The sequence below is a fragment of the Nonomuraea sp. NPDC059007 genome (assembly GCF_042740555.1).
GTDB lineage: Bacteria > Actinomycetota > Actinomycetes > Streptosporangiales > Streptosporangiaceae > Nonomuraea.
Genome location: NZ_JBHYJD010000012.1, coordinates 1 through 19,614, shown reverse-complemented (window position 1 = coordinate 19,614; position 19,614 = coordinate 1). Strand labels below are relative to the sequence as shown.

General features: G+C 70.5%; 17 protein-coding genes. 14 read left to right on the top strand and 3 right to left on the bottom strand.

Translation table 11 applies throughout. The annotated features are described in order from the left end of the window. From ACFWY5_RS21265 to ACFWY5_RS21245, 5 genes are all read left to right on the top strand, one after another. Nucleotides 1–1,040, top strand: a 1,040-nt coding sequence (locus tag ACFWY5_RS21265) for a chitinase (protein WP_379633779.1), incomplete at its 5' end; no start/stop codon positions are given. Then, on the top strand, nt 1,037–2,446 hold the full coding sequence (locus ACFWY5_RS21260) for a carbohydrate-binding protein (protein WP_379625902.1): 1,410 nt from the start codon (nt 1,037–1,039) through the stop codon (nt 2,444–2,446). The genes ACFWY5_RS21265 and ACFWY5_RS21260, both read left to right, overlap by 4 nt. A gap of 3 nt (nt 2,447–2,449) precedes the next feature. Continuing rightward, nucleotides 2,450–4,270 carry a chitinase gene (locus tag ACFWY5_RS21255; RefSeq protein ID WP_379625900.1) on the top strand — a complete coding sequence of 607 codons (1,821 nt, stop codon included), beginning with the start codon at nt 2,450–2,452 and terminating at the stop codon, nt 4,268–4,270. A gap of 141 nt (nt 4,271–4,411) precedes the next feature. Further along, the gene (locus ACFWY5_RS21250; protein ID WP_379633777.1) at nt 4,412–5,347 is read left to right on the top strand and encodes a S8 family peptidase; all 936 of its coding nucleotides are present in this window, start codon (nt 4,412–4,414) and stop codon (nt 5,345–5,347) included. Between the two features lie 180 nt (nt 5,348–5,527). Next, entirely contained in the window at nt 5,528–6,919 is a 1,392-nt protein-coding gene (locus ACFWY5_RS21245; RefSeq protein WP_379633775.1) for a hypothetical protein, read from the top strand. On the opposite strand, the gene erm is transcribed toward ACFWY5_RS21245, so the two are convergent. Then, nucleotides 6,908–7,726, bottom strand: a complete 819-nt coding sequence (erm, locus tag ACFWY5_RS21240) for an ErmE/ErmH/ErmO/ErmR family 23S rRNA (adenine(2058)-N(6))-methyltransferase (protein ID WP_379633773.1) — start codon at nt 7,724–7,726, stop codon at nt 6,908–6,910. The genes ACFWY5_RS21245 and erm overlap by 12 nt on opposite strands. A 247-nt stretch (nt 7,727–7,973) precedes the next feature. Here erm and ACFWY5_RS21235 point away from each other — a divergent pair, with 247 nt between their 5' ends. The 9 genes from ACFWY5_RS21235 to ACFWY5_RS21195 all read left to right on the top strand — a co-directional run bounded on the left by ACFWY5_RS21235 (nt 7,974) and on the right by ACFWY5_RS21195 (nt 17,448). Beyond that, nucleotides 7,974–9,035: an AAA family ATPase gene (locus ACFWY5_RS21235; RefSeq protein WP_379633771.1), complete on the top strand. Its 1,062-nt coding sequence runs from the start codon at nt 7,974–7,976 to the stop codon at nt 9,033–9,035. Further along, complete coding sequence (locus ACFWY5_RS21230) at nt 9,032–10,831, top strand: hypothetical protein (RefSeq protein WP_379633769.1); 1,800 nt, start codon at nt 9,032–9,034, stop codon at nt 10,829–10,831. The genes ACFWY5_RS21235 and ACFWY5_RS21230 overlap by 4 nt, the downstream gene beginning before the upstream one ends. An 87-nt stretch (nt 10,832–10,918) precedes the next feature. After that, nucleotides 10,919–11,587, top strand: coding sequence for a response regulator transcription factor (locus ACFWY5_RS21225; protein WP_184965426.1), 669 nt, complete (start codon nt 10,919–10,921; stop codon nt 11,585–11,587). Beyond that, nucleotides 11,584–13,002 (top strand): ATP-binding protein, encoded by a 1,419-nt coding sequence (locus ACFWY5_RS21220; protein ID WP_379633767.1) that lies wholly within the window; start codon nt 11,584–11,586, stop codon nt 13,000–13,002. The genes ACFWY5_RS21225 and ACFWY5_RS21220 overlap by 4 nt, the downstream gene beginning before the upstream one ends. A 23-nt stretch (nt 13,003–13,025) precedes the next feature. Then, nucleotides 13,026–13,544, top strand: a complete 519-nt coding sequence (locus tag ACFWY5_RS21215; protein WP_379625884.1) for a hypothetical protein — start codon at nt 13,026–13,028, stop codon at nt 13,542–13,544. Further along, nucleotides 13,541–14,575: a peptidoglycan-binding protein gene (locus tag ACFWY5_RS21210; RefSeq protein ID WP_379625882.1), complete on the top strand. Its 1,035-nt coding sequence runs from the start codon at nt 13,541–13,543 to the stop codon at nt 14,573–14,575. Before ACFWY5_RS21215 ends, ACFWY5_RS21210 begins: the two co-directional genes overlap by 4 nt. Next, entirely contained in the window at nt 14,572–15,225 is a 654-nt protein-coding gene (locus ACFWY5_RS21205) for an ABC transporter ATP-binding protein (RefSeq protein WP_379625880.1), read from the top strand. The genes ACFWY5_RS21210 and ACFWY5_RS21205 overlap by 4 nt, the downstream gene beginning before the upstream one ends. Further along, on the top strand, nt 15,222–16,418 hold the full coding sequence (locus tag ACFWY5_RS21200) for an ABC transporter permease (RefSeq protein ID WP_379625878.1): 1,197 nt from the start codon (nt 15,222–15,224) through the stop codon (nt 16,416–16,418). Before ACFWY5_RS21205 ends, ACFWY5_RS21200 begins: the two co-directional genes overlap by 4 nt. Nucleotides 16,419–16,599: 181 nt before the next feature. After that, a complete protein-coding gene (locus tag ACFWY5_RS21195) occupies nt 16,600–17,448 on the top strand; it encodes a hypothetical protein (protein WP_379625876.1) in 849 nt (282 codons plus the stop codon). Between the two features lie 4 nt (nt 17,449–17,452). On the opposite strand, the gene ACFWY5_RS21190 is transcribed toward ACFWY5_RS21195, so the two are convergent. Together ACFWY5_RS21190 and ACFWY5_RS21185 are read right to left on the bottom strand one after the other, a co-directional pair. After that, complete coding sequence (locus ACFWY5_RS21190; protein WP_379625874.1) at nt 17,453–18,172, bottom strand: helix-turn-helix domain-containing protein; 720 nt, start codon at nt 18,170–18,172, stop codon at nt 17,453–17,455. 31 nt (nt 18,173–18,203) lie between these two features. Beyond that, complete coding sequence (locus tag ACFWY5_RS21185; protein ID WP_379633765.1) at nt 18,204–19,235, bottom strand: AI-2E family transporter; 1,032 nt, start codon at nt 19,233–19,235, stop codon at nt 18,204–18,206. Nucleotides 19,236–19,614: the final 379 nt, after the last annotated feature.

Here is a 19,614-nt window from a genome sequence, read left to right as displayed (position 1 = left end):
CGGTGACCGGTACGAGTGCCACGATTTCGGGTTTGGGTACGTGTGAGTCGCACACGTACACGATCAAGGCCTACAACAGTGTGGGCGAGTCGACGGGACGTGACGCCTCCGGCACCACCACCGGCTGCACCGGCGGCGGCCCGCTGCCCAAGCACTTCCTCACCGGCTACTGGCACAACTTCGTCAACCCGGCCACCGAGCTGCGGCTGTCGGCGGTGCCCAACGAGTACGACCTCGTCGCGATCGCCTTCGCCGAGGCCACCAGCACCCCCGGCCAGGTGACGTTCACGCTCGACCCCGGCCTGGCCAGCGCGCTCGGCGGCTACACCGACGCCCAGTTCCGCGCCGACGTGCAGGCATTGCACCAGCGCGGCAAGAAGATCATCCTGAGCGTCGGCGGTGAGCTGGGACGCGTCCAGGTGGCCAGCTCAGCCGCGGCGACCCAGTTCGCCAACAGCGTCTGGGGCATCATGCAGAGCTACGGCTTCGACGGCGTGGACATCGACCTGGAGAACGGGCTCAACGCCACCTACATGGGCCAGGCGCTCAGGGAACTGCGCGCCAAGGCCGGCTCGAACCTCATCATCACGATGGCCCCGCAGACCATCGACATGCAGTCGACCGGGATGGAGTACTTCAAGCTCGCCCTGAACATCAAGGACATCCTCACGGTCGTCCACATGCAGTACTACAACTCCGGCAGCATGCTCGGCTGCGACCAGGCCCAGGCCTACTCGCAGGGGACGGTCAACTTCATGACCGCGCTCGCCTGCATCCAGCTCCAGAACGGCCTGCGCGCCGACCAGGTGGCACTCGGCCTGCCGGCCGGGCCGGGCGCCGCGGGCGGCGGAGTCGTCAACCCGAGCCTGGTCAACCAGGCACTCGACTGCCTGTCCAAGCGCACCAACTGCGGCAGCTTCGTGCCCCCGCAGGCGTGGCCGGACATCAGGGGCGCCATGACCTGGTCCATCAACTGGGACGCCAGCAACAACTGGAACTTCTCCAAGACCGTCAAGCCGCACCTTCAGGGAATGCCATGAGACGCCTACTCGTCGCGCTGATCTCCGCGGCCGCCCTGCTGTTCGGGGGCCTGGCCGCGGCGACGACCGCGACCGCCGGCTCAGTCCGCACGATCGCGTTCTTCGCCGAATGGGCGCCCTACACCCAGTACGCCGTGGGCGCCGTCGTCACCTACCAGGGCACCTCCTACACCGCCATCCAGGGCCACACCTCGCTGCCCGGCTGGGAGCCGCCGCGCGTGCCCGCGCTGTGGAAGGCCGGTGGCAGCACCCCGCAGCCGGGCGTGCCCGGCCAGCCCGGCGCCATCAGCACCTCGGTCACCAACAACTCCATCTCGCTCAGCTGGGGCGCCTCCTCCGGTACGGTCACCGGCTACCGCGTCTACGAGGGCTCGACCCTGAAGACGACGGTCACCGGCACCAGCGCCACCATCTCCGGCCTGGGCACGTGCGAGTCGCACAGCTACACGGTCAAGGCCTACAACAACGTGGGCGAGTCCACCGGCCGTGACGCCGCCGCCACCACCTCCGGCTGCACCAACCCGGACCCGCCGGGCAAGATGGCCGGCGCGCCGTACCTCTACATGGGGTGGGGCAACCCGCCCGCGCCCGCGACCGTCATGAGCGCGACCGGGGTGAAGTCCTTCACCATGGCCTTCATCCTGGCCAGCGGCGGCTGCAACCCGGCGTGGGACGGCAACCGGCCGCTGACCGGCGGCGCCGACGCCCAGGCGATCTCGGCCATCAAGAACGCCGGCGGCAACGTGCAGATCTCCTTCGGCGGCTGGTCGGGCAACAAGCTCGGCCCCAACTGCTCCACGCCGCAGGCCTTCGCCGGCGCCGTACAGCAGGTCATCAACGCCGTCGGACCGGCCGTCGTGGACTTCGACATCGAGAACACCGACGAGTTCGAGAACTACACGGTGCAGGACCGCATCCTGAACGCCCTCAAGATCGTCAAGCAGAACAACCCGAGCGTGAAGATCGTCGTGACCTTCGGCACCACCAGGACCGGCCCGAACTCCCACGGCGTCCGCCTGATCAACCAGGCCAAGGCGCTCAGCGTGCCGATCGACAACTTCACGATCATGCCGTTCGACTTCGGCGGCTCCAACATGTACCAGGACACCGTCAACGCCTCCGAGGGCCTGAAGACCGCGCTGAAGAACGCCTACGGCTACACCGACGCGCAGGCCTACGCCCGTATGGGCATCTCCGGCATGAACGGCCTGTCCGACCAGCAGGAGCTCACCTCGCCCGCCACCTGGACGCAGATTCGCGACTGGGCCAAGTCCAAGGGCCTGACCAGGCTGGCGTACTGGGCGGTCAACCGCGACCGGCCGTGCCCGGGGGGTGGCGTGCGCTCCGACTGCAGCGGCATCGCCCAGGCCGACTGGGAGTTCACCCGCATCACGGCGGGGTTCTAGGCCATGCGCCTTCGTCATATCGCGGCGGCCGCCGTGCTGGCCCTCGGCCTCACGGCGGTCTCCGCCCCGCCCGCTCTCGCCGCCAACATCCTGAGCAACCCGGGCTTCGAGAGCGACCTCGCGAGCTGGACCTGCACCGCCGCGTCCGGAGCCCAGGCGGTCACCACCCCGGTCCACTCGGGGTCCAAGGCGCTGCAGGCCACCCCGGCCGGCAGCGACACCGGACGCTGCCAGCAGGTGATCAGCGTCAAGCCCTCGTCCTCCTACACCCTGTCCGCCTGGGTGCGCGGCGGCTACGTCTTCCTCGGCGCCCTGGGTACCGGCACCACCGACGTCAGCACCTGGACGTCCTCGCCCTCGGCCTACCGCCAGCTGAGCACGACCTTCACCACCGGCGCGAGCACGACCAGCGTGACCGTCTACGTCAACAGCTGGTACGGCCAGGGCGCCTACCAGGCCGACGACGTGGTGCTCGACGGGCCGCCCGGCACCCCGCCGCCCGACGACACCACGCCGCCGACCGTCCCCGGCAACCTCGCCGTGGGCGGCGCCACCCAGAGCTCGCTGTCGGTGAGCTGGTCGGCCTCCACCGACAACTCCGGCACCATCGCCCGCTACGAGCTCTCCCGCGACGGCGCCGCCCCCACCTCCGTCACGGGCACCTCGACCACGGTGGGCGGCCTGACCGCGAAGACCACCTACCGCTTCAAGGTCCGCGCCTGCGACGGCTCGGGCAACTGCTCCGCCTACACCTCCGAGGTCCCCGGCACCACGACCGAGGGCGGCGGACCCGGCGGCCAGCTGCCCAAGCGGGTCATGGTCGGCTACCTGCACGCCTCCTTCGCCAACGGCTCCGGCTACATCCGGATGGCCGACGTCCCGAACGAGTGGGACGTCATCAACCTCGCCTTCGGCGAGCCGACCTCGGTGACCTCGGGCGACATCCGCTTCCGGCTCTGCCCGGCGGCCGAGTGCCCGAACGTCGAGCCGGAGGCGGACTTCATCGCCGCCATCCGGGCCAAGCAGGCCGCGGGCAAGAAGGTCCTCATCTCCATCGGCGGCCAGAACGGCCAGGTCCAGCTCACCAGCGCGGGCGCGCGTGACACGTTCGTCTCGTCGGTGAGCGCGATCATCGACCGCTACGGCCTGGACGGCCTCGACATCGACTTCGAAGGCCACTCCCTCTATCTCAACTCCGGCGACACCAACCTGAGCAACCCGACCACCCCGGTGATCGTCAACCTGATCTCCGCCCTCAGAACCCTCAAGGCGAAGTACGGCTCCCGCTTCGTGCTGACCATGGCGCCGGAGACCTTCTTCGTCCAGCTCGGCTACCAGTTCTACGGACCGGGCCCGAGCGGGTCCGCCGACCGGCGCGCCGCGTCCTACCTGCCGGTGATCCACGCGATGCGCGACGACCTGACGCTCCTGCACGTCCAGGACTACAACTCCGGGCCGATCATGGGCCTGGACAACCAGTACCACACGATGGGCACCCACGACTTCCACGTCGCGATGACCGACATGCTGCTCGCGGGCTTCCCCATCATGGGCAACACCGCCAACGTCTTCCCCGCGCTCCGCCAGGACCAGGTCGCCATCGGCCTGCCGGCGGCGCCGTGGGCGGGCAACGGCTTCACCACGGTGGCCGAGGTCCAGAAGGCCTTCGACTGCCTGGCCAAGGGCACGAACTGCGGGCCGTACCGGCCGCGTGGGGTCTATCCGAACCTGCGGGGGCTCATGACCTGGTCGATCAACTGGGACAAGTACAACTCCTTCGAGTTCTCCCGCAACCACCGGGCGTACCTCAACGCGCTCGGCTGAGACCCGGGAGGAGCGGGGCTGAGGCTCCTCGGGAGAGGTTTCCGGGTTACCTCCCCCGAGGCGCCTCACCTCGCTCCTCCCGCCTGCCCCTTTAGGTGCTCTGTGTAGTCTTATCGGGACTTATCGTGAGCATCGAGGGGCATGATGAGGCGAGTTCTGACGCTCGCCGCGATCCTGGCGATCGTGGCGGGCTGCGCTTCGCCCGAGCCCGACCCGCTCGAACCCCAGCAGTGGGGCCTGCCGGCGATCAAGCTGCCCCAGGCCTGGACGCAGGAACAGGGCGACGGCGTGGTGATCGCGATCGTGGACACCGGGGTGGACACCGACCACCCCGACCTCAAGGACAAGATCGTCGATGGCTACGACTTCGTCGACGGCGACCAGGATCCCAAGGACCGCAACGGCCACGGCACCCACGTGGCCGGCATCGCCGCCGCCGTCACCCGCAACGGCATCGGCATCGCCGGCGCGGCCCCCGGCGCCATGATCATGCCGGTACGCGTCCTCGGCACCGTCGGATCGGGCGACCGGGCCACGATCGTCAAGGGCATCGTCTGGGCCGCCGACAACGGCGCCAAGGTGATCAACCTCAGCCTGGGCGAGACCGGCCTGCTGTCGCGGCTGCTCAAGGGCGGCACGCTCAGCCCGGCCATCCTGCACGCCTACAGCAGGGGCGCGGTCGTCGTGGCCGCGGCGGGGAACGAGGGCACCGTCAAGCAGCCGTACAAGACGGCCACGCAGGTCCTGGTCGTCGGCGCCAGCGACCAGCAGGGCAAGCCCGCCGACTTCTCCAACTTCGGCGCGGAGGACGCCGTCACCGCCCCCGGCGTGCGCATCCTGTCCACGCTGCCGACCTACCCGACCCCGGAGACCCGCACGAACACCAGCGGGTACGGCCTGCTCGACGGCACCTCGATGGCGGCGCCGTACGTGGCGGGGTTGGCGGCGCTTCTGATCGGGCAGGGGAAGACCCCCGACCAGACCATGAGGGCCATCCGGCAGACCGCGCAGAACCCGACCAAGGACCTGCGCCTCGGCCTGGGCGTCGTCGACGCGCGGGCGGCGCTGGGCGGGTGAACGAGCTGAGAGTTTCCTGTGAATTTCGCGGCCGGAACAGCGCCTGGGCCAGGCGTCACCGCAGGTAAAAGGAGTGCACAAATGGTGTTGGTAAGCATACTTATCGAGTGTCATGTCTGACCGCGCATTCGACGACCCCGGTGGCAGCACCCTCCCGGGTACGGCAGGCTAGAGGCCGCCATGGAATACGCAGTCCTCACGGGGATAGTCCTCGTCGCCGGTGTCGTGCTCGCCCTTCTCGCCCAATGGCGTGACTGGAGACCATCCCTCGTCGTCGCGATCCTCGTGGGCGTGGCCGTACGGACGCTGCTGCTGTTCACCGCGGCCGACGACGCCTGGCAGCCGGTCGACTTCATGGAGAGCTTCAAGCCCGCGGGCGTGGCCATCCTGAACGGCCAGGACCCGGTCCTGGCCAGCGAGGGCGGCTGGCACTTCCTGCCGACGATCCCGTACGTCTACGGCTTCCTGCTCTGGCTGGGCATCCCGTGGGAGTTCGCCGGGCGCCTGGTCACGGTCGTGGCCGACATCGCGCTGATCCCGCTGGTGGCCAAGCTGTCCGGCGGCCCCAAGGCCAACCTGCGCGCGCTGCAGTACGCGCTCAACCCGCTGGCCCTGCTGGTCGCGGCCATCCACGGCCAGGTCGAGCCGGTCGCGCTGGCCTTCGGCGTGGCCGCGTTCGTGGTGGCCAGGGGGCCTGGCTCGCCGTACCGGGCGGGCGTCACGACCGAGGTGAGGGTGCGCCTGCGCCGCGGCGTCGCCGCCTACGGCTGGCGCAACGCGCTGGCCAGGGTGATCCGCCCCGGCGGCCTGCTGCACCGCTCGCTCATGCCGACCGGCGACGACCGCCACGACCTGCGGCGCGGCATGTTCGCCGGAGTGCTCATGGGCCTGGCGCTGTGCTCGAAGAGCTGGCCGATCTGGCTGATCCCGGGCATGCTGCTGCTCCTGCCCAACCTGCGGGCCAGGATCGTCTCGCTGTTCTTCACCGGCCTGGTGCCGGTGCTCTTCCTGCTCTCGCTGCCGTTCGTGGTGAACACCTCGCTCGGCCAGATCCGGGAAGCGATGTCCGTCATGGGGGACATCCGGCCGATCGTCGGCGACTGGGGCTGGGCCGCGCAGTTCAGCGGCGGCAACTGGGAGCTGCGTCCCGACCTCGTCGTTCCCGGCACCTACCTGATCTACGCCACCATGGTCGCCTGCGTCCTGCTGTGGCGGCGGGCCGACCCGATCGACATGACCATCGCGATGCTGATCGCCTTCATGGTGGTCACGCCCCGGCTCGGCGCGCAGTACCTCATGTGGTTCATGCCGTTCCTGGTCGCCAGGCCCACCCGCTTCGCCTGGCCGGCGATCATCGGCTGCTCGGCCTGGGCCGCCTACGGCTACCTCTACATGACACAGTTCGACGAGAACACCTGGTGGGCGCTGCACTCGGACTGGGCGCTCGCCTCCATCGTGCTACTGCCGATCCTGGTCATGGCGATGCCCTGGAACCGCCGTCATCCGACGGTCCCAGAGCTCGCCACCCCCGTGTCCGCACCCGCCGAGCGGCGGATGAAGTCAGCGGTGTAGCTCCCGGTGGACGATGATCCACTGGTCGGGGTGGACGTAACCCACCACCGCGTCGCGCTCGACGCCCGCCCGCGTCAGGGCGGCGTCGACGCCCTGATAGCGGGTCTTCAGCGAGGCGCGCAGCGAGCCGCCCACCCCGGTGAACCCGAGCTCGACCATTTCATGCCAGGCCGCGGCATCCTCCACCAGCGGCTCAGGGCGTCGCTCGATGCGCAGGATGCCGGAGTCGACCGCGGGTATCGGCCGGAAGCTCTCCCGGCCGACCCGGCCGAGCAGCTCCCAGTGGAACCACGGCCAGCTCTCCACCGTGACCAGGCTCCACCTGCCGTAGTCGCCCGAGCGCTTGCGGGCGTACTCCAACTGGGTGAGCAGGGTCGCCGAGGTCATCGTGCGCGCCCGCAGGCACCAGTCGACGATCTTCGATGTGATCGAGTACGGGATGTTGCCGACCACCGCGAACGGCTCCTTCGGCGGCCTGGCCTTGGTGAAGTCGCCCTTGACGATCGTCAGCCCGGTCCTGGCCCTGAGCTTGGCGGCCAGCAGCGGGTCGATCTCGTAGCCGACGACCTCCACGCCCTCCTGGCCCGCCAGGGCGCTGGTCAGCGCGCCCTCACCGGCGCCGGGTTCGAGAACGAGGCCGTGCGGCCGCGCGGCCTTCACGATCAGGTCGACGGCATGCCGATCGACCAGGAAGTTCTGCGAGAGCTCGCGCCGCGCCCTGTCTCTGGGCGTGCGGCCGCCGCCGCCGGAGTTCCTGGCCTTCTTCTGAGTGTGGGAAAAGTTACCGTGTGCGAAGTTCTGCGCCACAGCTGCAGCCCTTTCGGGTCCTCGAGACGAATGGGATCTCGAAGGGCCCTGGGCGCGCTATTACGGACGCGCTGAGAAGTCGAGCAGTCCGCTAGCGAGCCAGAGCCCGGCTGCCGCGGATGCGGATGGTGTAGAAGCTGTAGAAGCCTGTGCAACACATGCCGACGACCCTACGAGGGCGGCGTGAACGCTCGCAACGCATTAAACGGGGTGCGCGGCCCCTGCCGGTTTCGCCACTCTTGTGGGCATGCAGGCAAACGTCACGGTCACCCCGGCACAGCTCCCCGAGCTGCTGCTGCACGTCGCCGTGGTGCGCCCCGTCTTTCTCTGGGGCGCACCGGGAATCGGCAAGAGCTCGCTCGTCCGCGAGTTCGCCGCCTCCCTGGGCCTGGAGTGTGTGACGTTGCTGGGCACCCAGCTCGCCCCCGAGGACCTCATCGGCGTCCCCGAACTCGTCGGCGGGCGCAGCCGCTTCGCGCCGCCGGAGTCGATCGCCAGGGACGAGCCCTACTGCCTGTTTCTCGACGAGCTCAACGCCTCCTCGCCCGAGGTGCAGAAGGCCTTCTACTCGCTGATCCTCGACCGCAGGATCGGCGCCTACGAGCTGCCCGCCGGCTCGGTCGTGATCGGCGCCGGCAACCGCGCCACCGACAACGCCCTGGCCAGGCCCATGGCCTCGGCGCTGATCAACCGGCTGGTCCACGTACACCTGCGCGCCAGCGCCGACGACTGGCTCAAGTGGGCGGCCGGAAGCGGCATCCACCCCTGGATCGTCGACTACCTCGTCCAGCGGCCCGACCACCTGTGGAGCGCGCCGCCGAAGACCGAGGAGGCCTTCTCCTCGCCGCGCGCCTGGCACATGCTCTCCGACGTCATCACCTCCTACGGCGACGACATCGAGGACGAGATCCTCGCCATGCTCGCCTTCGGCACCCTCACCGCCACCCACGCCTCGGCCTTCCGCGCCTACGTCAAGACCGTCCGCCACGCCTACGACCTCGACGCCGTCCTCAAGGGCGAGGCGCCCTGGCCGCGCCGGCCGGAGGAACGCGACCTGCTCTACTTCCTGTCCGAGACCTTCCGCGCCCGCCTGATCAAGGAACTGCCCGCCGACAAGCGCGGCGCCTCCAGCCGGGGCCGCGACCTGGCCTTCCGGGCCAAGACGCTGCTGGTCGAGCTGGCCGAGATCTCGCTGGAGTGCGCGCAGCTGGTCATCGCCAACGAGGCCGACGGCGCGCCCGCCCTGCCGACGTGGTTCCTCGTCGAGGTCGGCCGCGATCTGCCCCGGCTCTCCGCGGCGCGCTCATGAGGAAGAAGCAGAAACTCGACCCCTGGCGGCTGAAGGTGCACCAGGGCTGGAGCATGGTCACCGGGCACCCGCTGTTCGAGGTCTACCGCGCCACCCTGAACCCGGCCGACGACGGCGACCTGTCCAAGGAGACCTGGGCGACCGTTTCCGTCGAAGGCGACGTCCACCACCACCCGCACCGCAAGGCGGAGCCGGAGGAATGGGCGTGGATCTTCGCCCACCTCCTGCTCCACCTCGGCTTCGGCCACGCCGACCCGCGCAACTGCGCGCCCGCCGACATCGGCGCCGAGGTCGTGGCCTCCTGGCAGCGGTCCAACCTGCCCGACGTCGCCTACCAGGCCGCCTGCTGCGCGCACGTCGAACGTTTCCTGCGCACGCTGAAGCTGGGCCGCTGCCCCACGCCGCTGCCCGCCGAACTGCCGGCCGAGCCCGAGGTCACGCTCTCCGAGCGCTGGCGCAGGATCGGGCTGCCCCCTGAGTACGAGCCGCTCGGCCAGGCCGACTTCCTCATCGGCGACGAGGACCTCGCCAAGCACCTCGACCACGAACGCTCCTTCGCCATCGGCGTGGCCAGGACCGCCACCTCGGCCCTGGAGAAGGCCGGGACCCCGCGCACGACCGGGGACCAGCGCCCCGACGGCCCGTGGGACGTCGCGCTGCGCTGGTTCGTCTCCTCCTACCCGCTGCTCGGCGCGCTGGCCGCCGGGATGACCGTCGTCGCCGACGCCGACCTGGCCCGCGGCTGGGACATCTCGGTCGCCGCGGTCAGCGCCGAGGCCGCGGAGATCTACGTCAACCCGCTGGCCGGCCTGTCCGTCGAGGAGTGGCGGTTCGTGCTGGCCCACGAGATGCTCCACGCCGCGCTGCGGCACGGGGAGCGGACGGGCGGGCGGGAGCCGTACGTCTGGAACATCGCCTGCGACTACGTGATCAACGGCTGGCTCGTCGAGATGGGCGTGGGGGAGATGCCGGAAGGGCTCCTGCACGACCCGTCGCTCGCGGGCCAGTCGGCCGAGGCGGTCTACGACCGGATCGTCACCGACCTGCGGCGGCTGCGCAAGCTGGCGACGCTGCGCGGCCGCGGGCTCGGCGACGTGCTCGACCGCCCGCTGTGCGGCGCCAAGGGCTACGTGGATCTCGACGAGTACTACCGCAACGCGCTGGCCCAAGGCCTGGTCTACCACCAGACCAGCGGGCGCGGCTTCGTCCCCGCCGGGCTGGAGCAGGAGATCCGCGCGCTCGACCAGCCGCCGTTGCCGTGGGACGCGCGGCTGGCACGCTGGTTCGACGAGCACGTGCCGGCGGTGGACAAGCGCCGCTCGTACGCGCGCGCCTCCCGCCGCCAGTCCGCGACGCCCGACATCCCCCGCCCCGGCTGGGTACGTCCCGAGGAACTGGTCCGGCAGGCGACGTTCGGCGTCGTCCTGGACACCTCAGGCTCGATGGACGTGAAGATGCTCGGCAAGGCCCTGGGCGCGATCGCCTCCTACGCCATCGCCAGGGACGTGCCCCGCGCCCGCGTGGTCTTCTGCGACGCCGCCGCCTACGACGCGGGCTACCTGCCCGTGGAGGACATCGCCCAGCGGGTACGCGTACGCGGCCGGGGCGGCACGATCCTGCAACCCGGCGTGAACCTCCTGGAACGGGTGCCCGACTTCCCGCAGGACGGGCCGATCCTGCTCATCACCGACGGCCAGTGCGACGTGCTGCGGATCCGGCGCGAGCACGCGTTCCTGATCCCGCAGGGCGGGCACCTGCCCTTCCGCGCGCGGGGCCCGGTCTTCACCATGAAGTGATGCGCCCGCTGCTACTCCTCTGCCTCCTGCTGACCGCCTGTGCGGCCTTTGATGCTGCTTTGAGGTAGCCGAGGTAATGCTTGGCGCATGGACAGACCGGCCAAGGTGCTCGTGGTGGACGACGAGCCGAACATCCGCGCCCTGCTCTCGCAGACACTCCGGCTGGTCTCCTTCGAGGTCAGGACCGCCGAGAGCGGCGCGGAGGCGATCAGCGCCGCCCGCGACTTCGAGCCGGACATCGTGGTGCTCGACGTCATGCTGGGTGACTTCGACGGCTTCGAGGTCGCGCGGCGGCTCGGCGAGCGCATCCCGGTGCTGTTCCTGACCGCTCGCGACACCGTCGAGGACCGGGTGCAGGGCCTCACGCTGGGCGCCGACGACTACGTGGCCAAGCCGTTCAGCCTGGAGGAGGTCGTGCTGCGCATCCGCGCCATCCTGCGGCGCAGCCGCGGCGGCGGCCCGCCCGCCGAACTGCTCAGCTATGCCGACCTGGAGCTGGACACCGCCGCCCACGAGGTACGCCGCGCCGGAGCCCGCGTCGAGCTGTCGCCCACCGAGTTCAACCTGCTGGAGTACCTGCTGGCCAACGCCGGACGGGTGGTCAGCAAGGCCCAGATCCTCGACAGCGTCTGGCGCTACGACTTCGACGGCGACTCCAGCATCGTCGAGTCCTACGTCTACTACCTGCGCAAGAAGATCCCCGGCCTGATCCAGACCGTCCGCGGCGTCGGCTACACGCTCAGGAGCCCGCGATGAAGCGCTGGACGTTGCGCACCCGGCTGGTCGTCTCGATCCTGGCACTGACCACGCTCGCCCTCGTCCTCGCCAACGTCGTCGGCATCGCGCTGCTCCAGGGCATGCTCGTCCGCCGCGTGGACGAGCAGCTCGTCGCGGCCTCCACGACCATCGGGACCCGCATCCAGCAGCCGCCGCCGATCAGGCCGCCGGCCCGCTACACGGCCGTGGACGTGAGCCTGGAACGGCTGCTCACCAAACGGGTGGCCCAGGTCTCCCGCATCATGATCTACACCAGGTCCGGAGCGCTGAAGACCACCCTGCCCGCCACGAAGGACCCGGGCCCCGAGATCGACCGGCTCCGCTACGACGGCCCCTACACCGTGCCCGGCAGCGAGGGCGCCGGCTGGCGGGTGGTGGCGACCGCCGTCCCCATGGGCGACACGGTCGTCATCGGCACCTCCCTGGCCGACGTGGAGCAGACCCGCACCTCGCTCATCGCCATCGCCGTCGCCGTCAGCGCCGCCGTGCTGGTCCTGCTGGGCATGGCCGCGGATGTCCTGGTACGCCTCGGCCTGCGCCCCCTGACCCGCATGGAGAACACCGCTGCCCACATCTCCGGCGGCGACTTCGCCCGCCGCGTCCCCGACCCCGACCCGCACACCGAGCCGGGCCGCCTCGGCCTGGCCATGAACGTCATGCTCGACCGCGTCACCCACGAAATGGCCGCCAGAACCGCCTCCGAGGCCCGCATGCGCCGCTTCCTCGCCGACGCCTCCCATGAGCTGCGCACCCCCCTCACCTCGGTACGCGGCTTCGCCGAACTGCACCGGCGCGGCGGCGGCGACGCCGACGAGACCATGCGCCGCATCGAGGACGAGGCCACCAGGATGGGCGTGCTCGTCAACGACCTGCTCACGCTGGCCCAGCTCGACGAGGAACGCGCGCTCGAACGCGGCCGGGTCGATCTGCTGGAGGTCGCCGCCGACACCATCAGGGACGCCCGCGCCAGGGTGCCCGACCGGCAGGTCAGGCTGGCCGGGCTCGGCGACACGCTCGCCCCGGTCTCGCTGGCCGGAGACGAGGCCCGGCTGCGGCAGGTGGCCGCCAACCTCGTCGGCAACGCGCTGGCCCACACCCCGGCCGACGCCTCGGTGACGGTCCGCGTCGGGCGCGCCGACGGCATGGCCGTGCTGGAGGTGGCCGACACCGGGCCGGGGATCGACGAGCGGCACGTGCCGTACCTCTTCGACCGGCTCTACCGGGTCGGGCAGGGACGCTCGCGCGCGGACGGCGGCGCGGGACTGGGGCTGGCGATCGTCGCGGCCATCGTGCACGCGCACGGCGGCAGGGTCACGCTCGACACCGGCCCCGGCGAGGGCGCCAGGTTCCGCGTATTCCTACCTGCCTCCGAGGCGGCTCCCAGCCCGCTCTGATCCGAGCTGGCCACAGTCGGGCCATGACGCGAATCCTCATCGCCATCGGCGCCCTTGCCGTGATATCGGGCTGCGGCTCGCAACCGACCTCGGCGGGAGTGGCCTCGGTCGCCTCCGCGAAGCCCAGCGCGTCCGCGAGCGCCTCGGCCACAACGACCGCCGACCCGCAGGAACAGGCCAGGAAGTTCGCCCAGTGCATGCGGGACAACGGCATCGACATGCCCGACCCCGACCCCAACGCCAAGATGGGCGGCCTGAAGATCGACATCAAGGACGTCAACAAGGAGGCCTTCAAGAAGGCCTCCGAGGCGTGCAAGCAGTACCGGCCCTTCCGCGACCGCGCCGACCTCAGCCCCGAGGACCTGGAACGGCTGCGCGGCTACGCCGCCTGCATGCGCGAGAACGGCGTCGACATGCCCGACCCCGACCCCAACGGCGGCTTCGGCGGCAAACGCCCCGCGCTCAACGCCGACGACCCCGCGTTCAAGAAGGCGGTCGAGGCCTGCCGCGCCAAGTTCCCGCAGCTCGGGGTCCGCAAGTGAGGGCCCTGCGCGCCGTCGCCTGGACGGGTGGCGCGGCCCTGCTGGCCGCCGCGGTGGCCGCCGCCGCGATCGGCTTCGGCGGCGACGGATCCGGTACGGCCATAGCCGCCCGCACCGCCCCCGCCACCGCCAAGGTCACCCGCACGACGCTGACCGAGACCAAGACCGTCGACGGATCACTCGGCTACGGCTCCACCGCCGACATCAGCGCACGCGGCCAGGGCACCATCACCTGGCTGCCCAAGGAGGGCGACACCATCACCCGCGGCAAGGCCGTCTACAGCGTGGACGCCGACCGGGTCCCGCTCCTGTACGGCTCGATGCCGCTCTACCGCACCCTCCAGGACGGCGTCGAGGGCATGGACGTCGAACTGCTGGAGCGCAACCTCGCCAAACTCGGCTACGACGGCTTCGACGTGGACGGCGAGTACACCTGGGCCACCCGCGAGGCCGTCGAGGACTGGCAGGACGACATCGGCGTCCCCGTCACCGGCACGGTCGAGCCCGAGGACGTCGTCGTGGCGGACGGCCCGCTGCGCGTCGACAAGCTCAAGACCGCGCCCGGCGCCGCGGCCGGCGGCCCCGTCCTGACCTCCACGGGCACCACCCGCGAGGTACTGGTCGACCTCGACGTGGCCGACCGCCACCTGCTCAAGAAGGGCATGAAGGCCACCGTCGAGCTGCCCGACGGCACCGAGGCGCGGGGCAAGATCTCCAGCATCGGCAAGACCGCCACCACGACCGGCGAGGGCCAGGAGGCCGCCACGACCGTCGAGGTCACGGTCGCGGTGAGCGGGGTCAAGGGGTTCGACACCGGGCCGGTGAAGGTCACCGTCGTGTCCGGCCAGCGCGAGGACGTGCTGGCCGTACCGGTGGGGGCGCTGTTCGCCCTCGCCGAGGGCGGCTACGGCGTGCAGGTCGTCGAGGGCGCCTCGACCCGATACGCGGCGGTGGAAGCCGGCCTGTTCGCCGACGGCAAGGTCGAGGTCACCGGCGTGGACGAGGGAACCACCGTGGCGGTGCCCAAGTGATCGCCGAGCTGCACGAGGTCAGCAAGGACTACGGCGAGGTCCAGGCGCTGCGCGGCGTCACCCTGGGCATCGGCGCGGGAGAACTGCTCGGCATCGTCGGCCCCTCCGGCTCCGGCAAGTCGACCATGCTCAACATGATCGGCACCCTCGACCGGCCCTCCGGCGGCACCGTGCGCATCGCCGGGCACGACGTCTCGCAGCTCAACGACCGGGCGCTGTCCGCGCTGCGCGCCCAGACGATCGGCTTCGTCTTCCAGCAGTTCCACCTGGCCGCGGGGGTGCCCGCCCTCGACAACGTCGCCGACGGGCTGCTCTACTCCGGCCCCGCCCTGCGCGAGCGGCGGCGGCGCGCAGGGGACGCGCTGGAGCGGGTCGGGCTTGGGCACCGGCTCGGCCACCGCCCCCACCAGCTGTCCGGCGGGGAGAAGCAGCGGGTGGCGATCGCCCGCGCGGTCGTCGGCGGCCCGTCGCTGCTGCTGGCCGACGAGCCCACCGGCAACCTCGACTCCCGCTCCGGCGCCGGCGTCATGGACCTGCTGCGCGAGCTCAACGACGCCGGGACCACCGTCGTGATCATCACCCACGACCGCGACATCGCCGCCTCCCTGCCCCGGCAGGTCGAGATGCTCGACGGCAAGGTGATCGCATGACCGCTCTCGTCCCGGCCAGGATGCACGCCCGCGACGTCGTACGGGTCGGCGGCGCCGGGCTGCGCGCCCGGCCGCTGCGCGTCTTCCTGTCGGCGCTCGGCATCGCCATCGGCATCGCCGCCATGCTCGGCGTCGTCGGCATCTCCGCCTCCAGCCAGGAGGACCTCAACCGGCAACTGGCCGCGCTCGGGACCAACCTGCTCAAGGTCTCGCCCGGCCAGACCATGTTCGGCGACAGCTCCCACCTGCCCACCGAGGCCGAAGGCATGATCGGGCAGATCCCCCCGGTCACCTCCGTCACCGCAACGGGCACCACGACCGCCCATGTCTACCGCAACGAGCGCATCCCCGAAGGACAGACCGGCAGCGTCTCGGTCACCGCCGCCAGGCTCGACCTCATCGGCGACGTCGGCGCCCAGGTGGTCAGCGGCGCGTGGCTGAACGAGGCCACCCAGCGCTACCCGGCCACCGTGCTCGGCGCCAAGGCCGCCGACCGGCTCGGCGTCGTCGAAGCCGGGCCCGACCAGCGCGTATGGCTCGGCGGGCAGTGGTTCACCGTGGTCGGCGTACTCGGCCCGGCGCCGCTCGCCCCCGAGGTGGACACCGCCGCCCTCGTCGGCTGGCCGGTCGCCGAGGAACGGCTCGGCTTCGACGGCTACCCCACCACCGTCTACGCCCGCTCGCACGAACAGTCGGTCACCGCCGTACGCGACGTGCTCGCCGCCACCGCCAACCCCGCCCACCCCGACGAGGTCGAGGTCTCCAGGCCCTCGGACGTGCTGGCCGCCAAGCAGGCCACCGACGCCACCCTGAACGCGCTGCTGCTCGGGCTCGGCGGCGTCGCCCTCCTCGTCGGCGGCGTCGGCGTGGCCAACACCATGGTCATCTCGGTGCTCGAACGCCGGGCCGAGATCGGGCTGCGCCGCTCGCTCGGCGCCACCCGGGGGAAGATCAGGCTGCAGTTCCTCGCCGAGTCGCTGCTGCTGTCGGCCATCGGCGGCGTCGGCGGCGTGGTGCTCGGCATCGGCGTGACCTCGCTGTACGCGACCTTCCAGGGCTGGCCGTCGATCGTGCCCGTCTGGGCGATGGCCGGCGGGATCGTGGCCACGCTGGTCATCGGCGGACTGGCCGGGTTCTACCCCGCCGTGCGCGCCGCGCGCATGTCGCCGACGGAGGCGCTAGCCACGACCTGACGACTCCCACCCGACCACGCCCTTCCTGACCACCGGACGCCGGCCGCGCAGGGCCCGGCCCGTCTCCAGCGCACCGGCCAGGTCCTTGAGCTGACCCGGTCGCCGACCTGGAAGATCACGCAGATGGTCCTGTCCGATTCCTTCAAGAATCCACGGCGACGGCCCCGATAACGTGAGCGGCATGGACATCGTGCGCAGTGCCGCGACATACATACAGCTCAACGCCCGGCTCCTCGACCGCTACCGGTTCGAGGCGCTGTTCGCCGACGGCGACCGGCGACGGGTTCTGGACGTCCTGCGCGCCTACCAGAACCACGACGGCGGCTTCGGCAACGCACTCGAACCCGACCTGCGCGGCCCCGGCAGCCAGCCGGAGCCCGTAGAGGTCGCCTTCCACATCCTTGACGAGCTCGACGCCTTCGACGACTCGATGGTCAACGGCGCCTGCGCGTACCTGGGCGGCGTGTGCACCCCGGACGGCGGCCTGCCGTTCGTGCTGCCCAGCGTGCGTGACACGCCCAGGGCCCCCTGGTGGCAGACCGACGACGACCCGCCCGGGAACCTCGTGCCCACCGCGTCCATCGCCGGGCTCCTGCACAAGCACGGCGTGCGGCACCCGTGGCTGGCGCGGGCCACCGACTTCTGCTGGTCCGCCATCGCCGCCATCAAGGACCAGACCACCCCGTACGAGGCGCGGGCCGTGGTGCTCTTCCTCGAACTGGCCTCCGACCGGGAGCGGGCGGAGGCGGAGTTCGGGCGGCTCAAGGAGGTCATCCTGGCCACCGTCGCGCTCGACCCCGACGCGCCGGGGGACGCGCACTTCCCGCTGGACTTCGCGCCGGAGCCGATGCGGTTGCCGCTGTTCGCCCCCGACGTGATCGAGCGCCACCTGGACGCGCTGATCGGGCAGCAGAAGGATGGCGGGTGGGGGTTCAACTGGCCGGCTTGGACGCCTGCCGTACAGACTGAGTGGGGTGGTCACATCACGGTCGAGCGGCTCAAGACGCTGCGCGCCTACGGCCGGATCTGACGCTTCAGGCGAGCAATGTCCCCATCGTGACGCCGCTCAGCCGTTTGACGTCGTTGGCCAGGTGCGCCTGGTCGGCGTAGCCGCTCGCGAACGCCACCTCGGCCAGCGGCCGGCCCGCGCGGGCCATCCGGAGCGCGCGCTGGAAACGGACGATGCGCTGCAGGATCTTGGGGGAGTAGCCGAAGCTGGCCAGGCTTCTGCGGTGGAGCTGGCGCTCGCTGTACCCCAGCTCCCAGGCGACCTCGCGCACCGACCGTCCCGCCCGCAGAGCGGTGGCGATCGCGGGCGCCGCCGCGTCGGGCGCGGGCGTCTCGCCCCACCGCTCCGTCACGGCCCTGACCATCTCCCGCCGCACCGCCGCCCGCACTTCCGGCGACTCTCCGGTACGCCCGCCCGGACCGAGCCGCGCCGCCAGATCGTCCATGACCCCACCGAGCGCGGTGACGGGGACGCGCTGGTCGCGCAGCTCCTCCAGGGGTACGCCGAACAGCCCGCCGGTGGCCCCGGGATGAAAGCGGACACCCACGTAGACGTCGCCCGCGCGCATCGGCGTCGGCATCGGGCCGGTGTCGGGACCGGCCACGTGCAGGCCGCCGGGGCCCCAGATCAGGTCGACGGCGGCGTCGGGCACCACGAGCTGGGAGCCGTCCGACTCCGCGACCTGTTCCCACAGCCAGGAGATCCGGCCGGCCAGCCGGGCGTGTGGCGCGCGTTCTGTGTACATGGCGTCAGGGAGAACACCTCCGTCGTTCGGGTTATGCCTTGCCCGAGATGAGGGCGCCCGCCCATTTCGCGCTCGGGTCGCTGTCGATCAGGAGCGCCTTTGTCAGGAGGCTGAGCGGGATCGCCAGCAACGCGCCGAGCGGGCCCAGCACGAACGTCCACACGATCAGCGACAGCAACGTCATCGTGGTGGACAGTCCCACCGCGTCGCCCAGGTACTTGGGCAGTACCAGCCCCTGGAAGACGACGTTGATCACGCAGTAGGCGGCGATGACCAGGAGCATCTGCTTGGGCCCGCCGTCCAGGAGGGCGAGCATGCTCGGCGGGATGAGCCCGAGGACGAAGCCGATGTTCGGGATGTAGGTGGTGATGAGCGCGAGCACGCCCCACAGCAGCGGCAGCGGGACACCCAGCAGATACAGGGCGATGACATCGCAGGTGGCGCAGATGATCCCGAAGACGGTGGAGACGATGAGGTAGCGCCGCGTCTTGCCGGCGAAGGTCTCGAGGGCGGTGATGACTCCCGGGCGCTCGCCGCGTACCGAATCCAGGATCTTCGCCGTGATCGGCGCGTCCAGCGACATCGCCAGCAGAAGCACCACGATCAGAAACAGACCCGACAGCACCCCGACCAGGCTGGACAGCAACACCTGAGCCGCACCGAGCAGCTTGCCCGGATCGAACGACTGCAGCGCCTTGCTGAGCTGCTCGTTCCCGAACCCGTACTCGGCGGCGAAACGCTGCGCCTGGTTGAGCAGCCCCTGGAACTGGTCGGTGTAGGAGGGCAACAGCCCGGCGAGCTGCGTGACCGAGACGGTCAGCACCGCGACCATGGCCAGCACCACAAGCACCACGATGAGGAACGGCACCGCCACCTGGACCCAGACGGGCGCCCGCTTGCCGGCCAGCCATCCCCGCACAGGAGACACGGCGATGACAAGGACCAGGGCGAGCACCATGGGGCCGACGATCGAAGCGACCTCCCGCAGCCCGAAAAGCACGATCAGTGCGCAGGCGGTGCCCAGCAGCACGATGATCGCGCGGGGTGTCGATCGCTCGCTCACGTATGGGGTACTACCCCCACGATCCCCACCACACCGACACATCTCGTTGATTTGACGGTTCCGGGAGACGTACATAGAGTTCACCAGTCCCACGGGAACGGCCAAGATCGCCGAACCCGGACGGACACCCCCGATTCGACAAGCTCCGGAAGTCGGAGTAAGTTAGAGGGGTTGCCCCGGAGACGGGGTGGTCGAAATTCCCGCAGGTCAGCCCGCGAGTGTCAATTTGACACCAAGCGGACCGGCTGAAAGAATTAAGACACAACGAAATGAGCCGCTGGAAAACGCGTCCGTTTCTTGAGAACTCAACAGTGTGTTAAAAGCCAGTGCATGAAGTATTTCATGCAACACCTCGTCTGGAATATGATGAGTTTTTGCT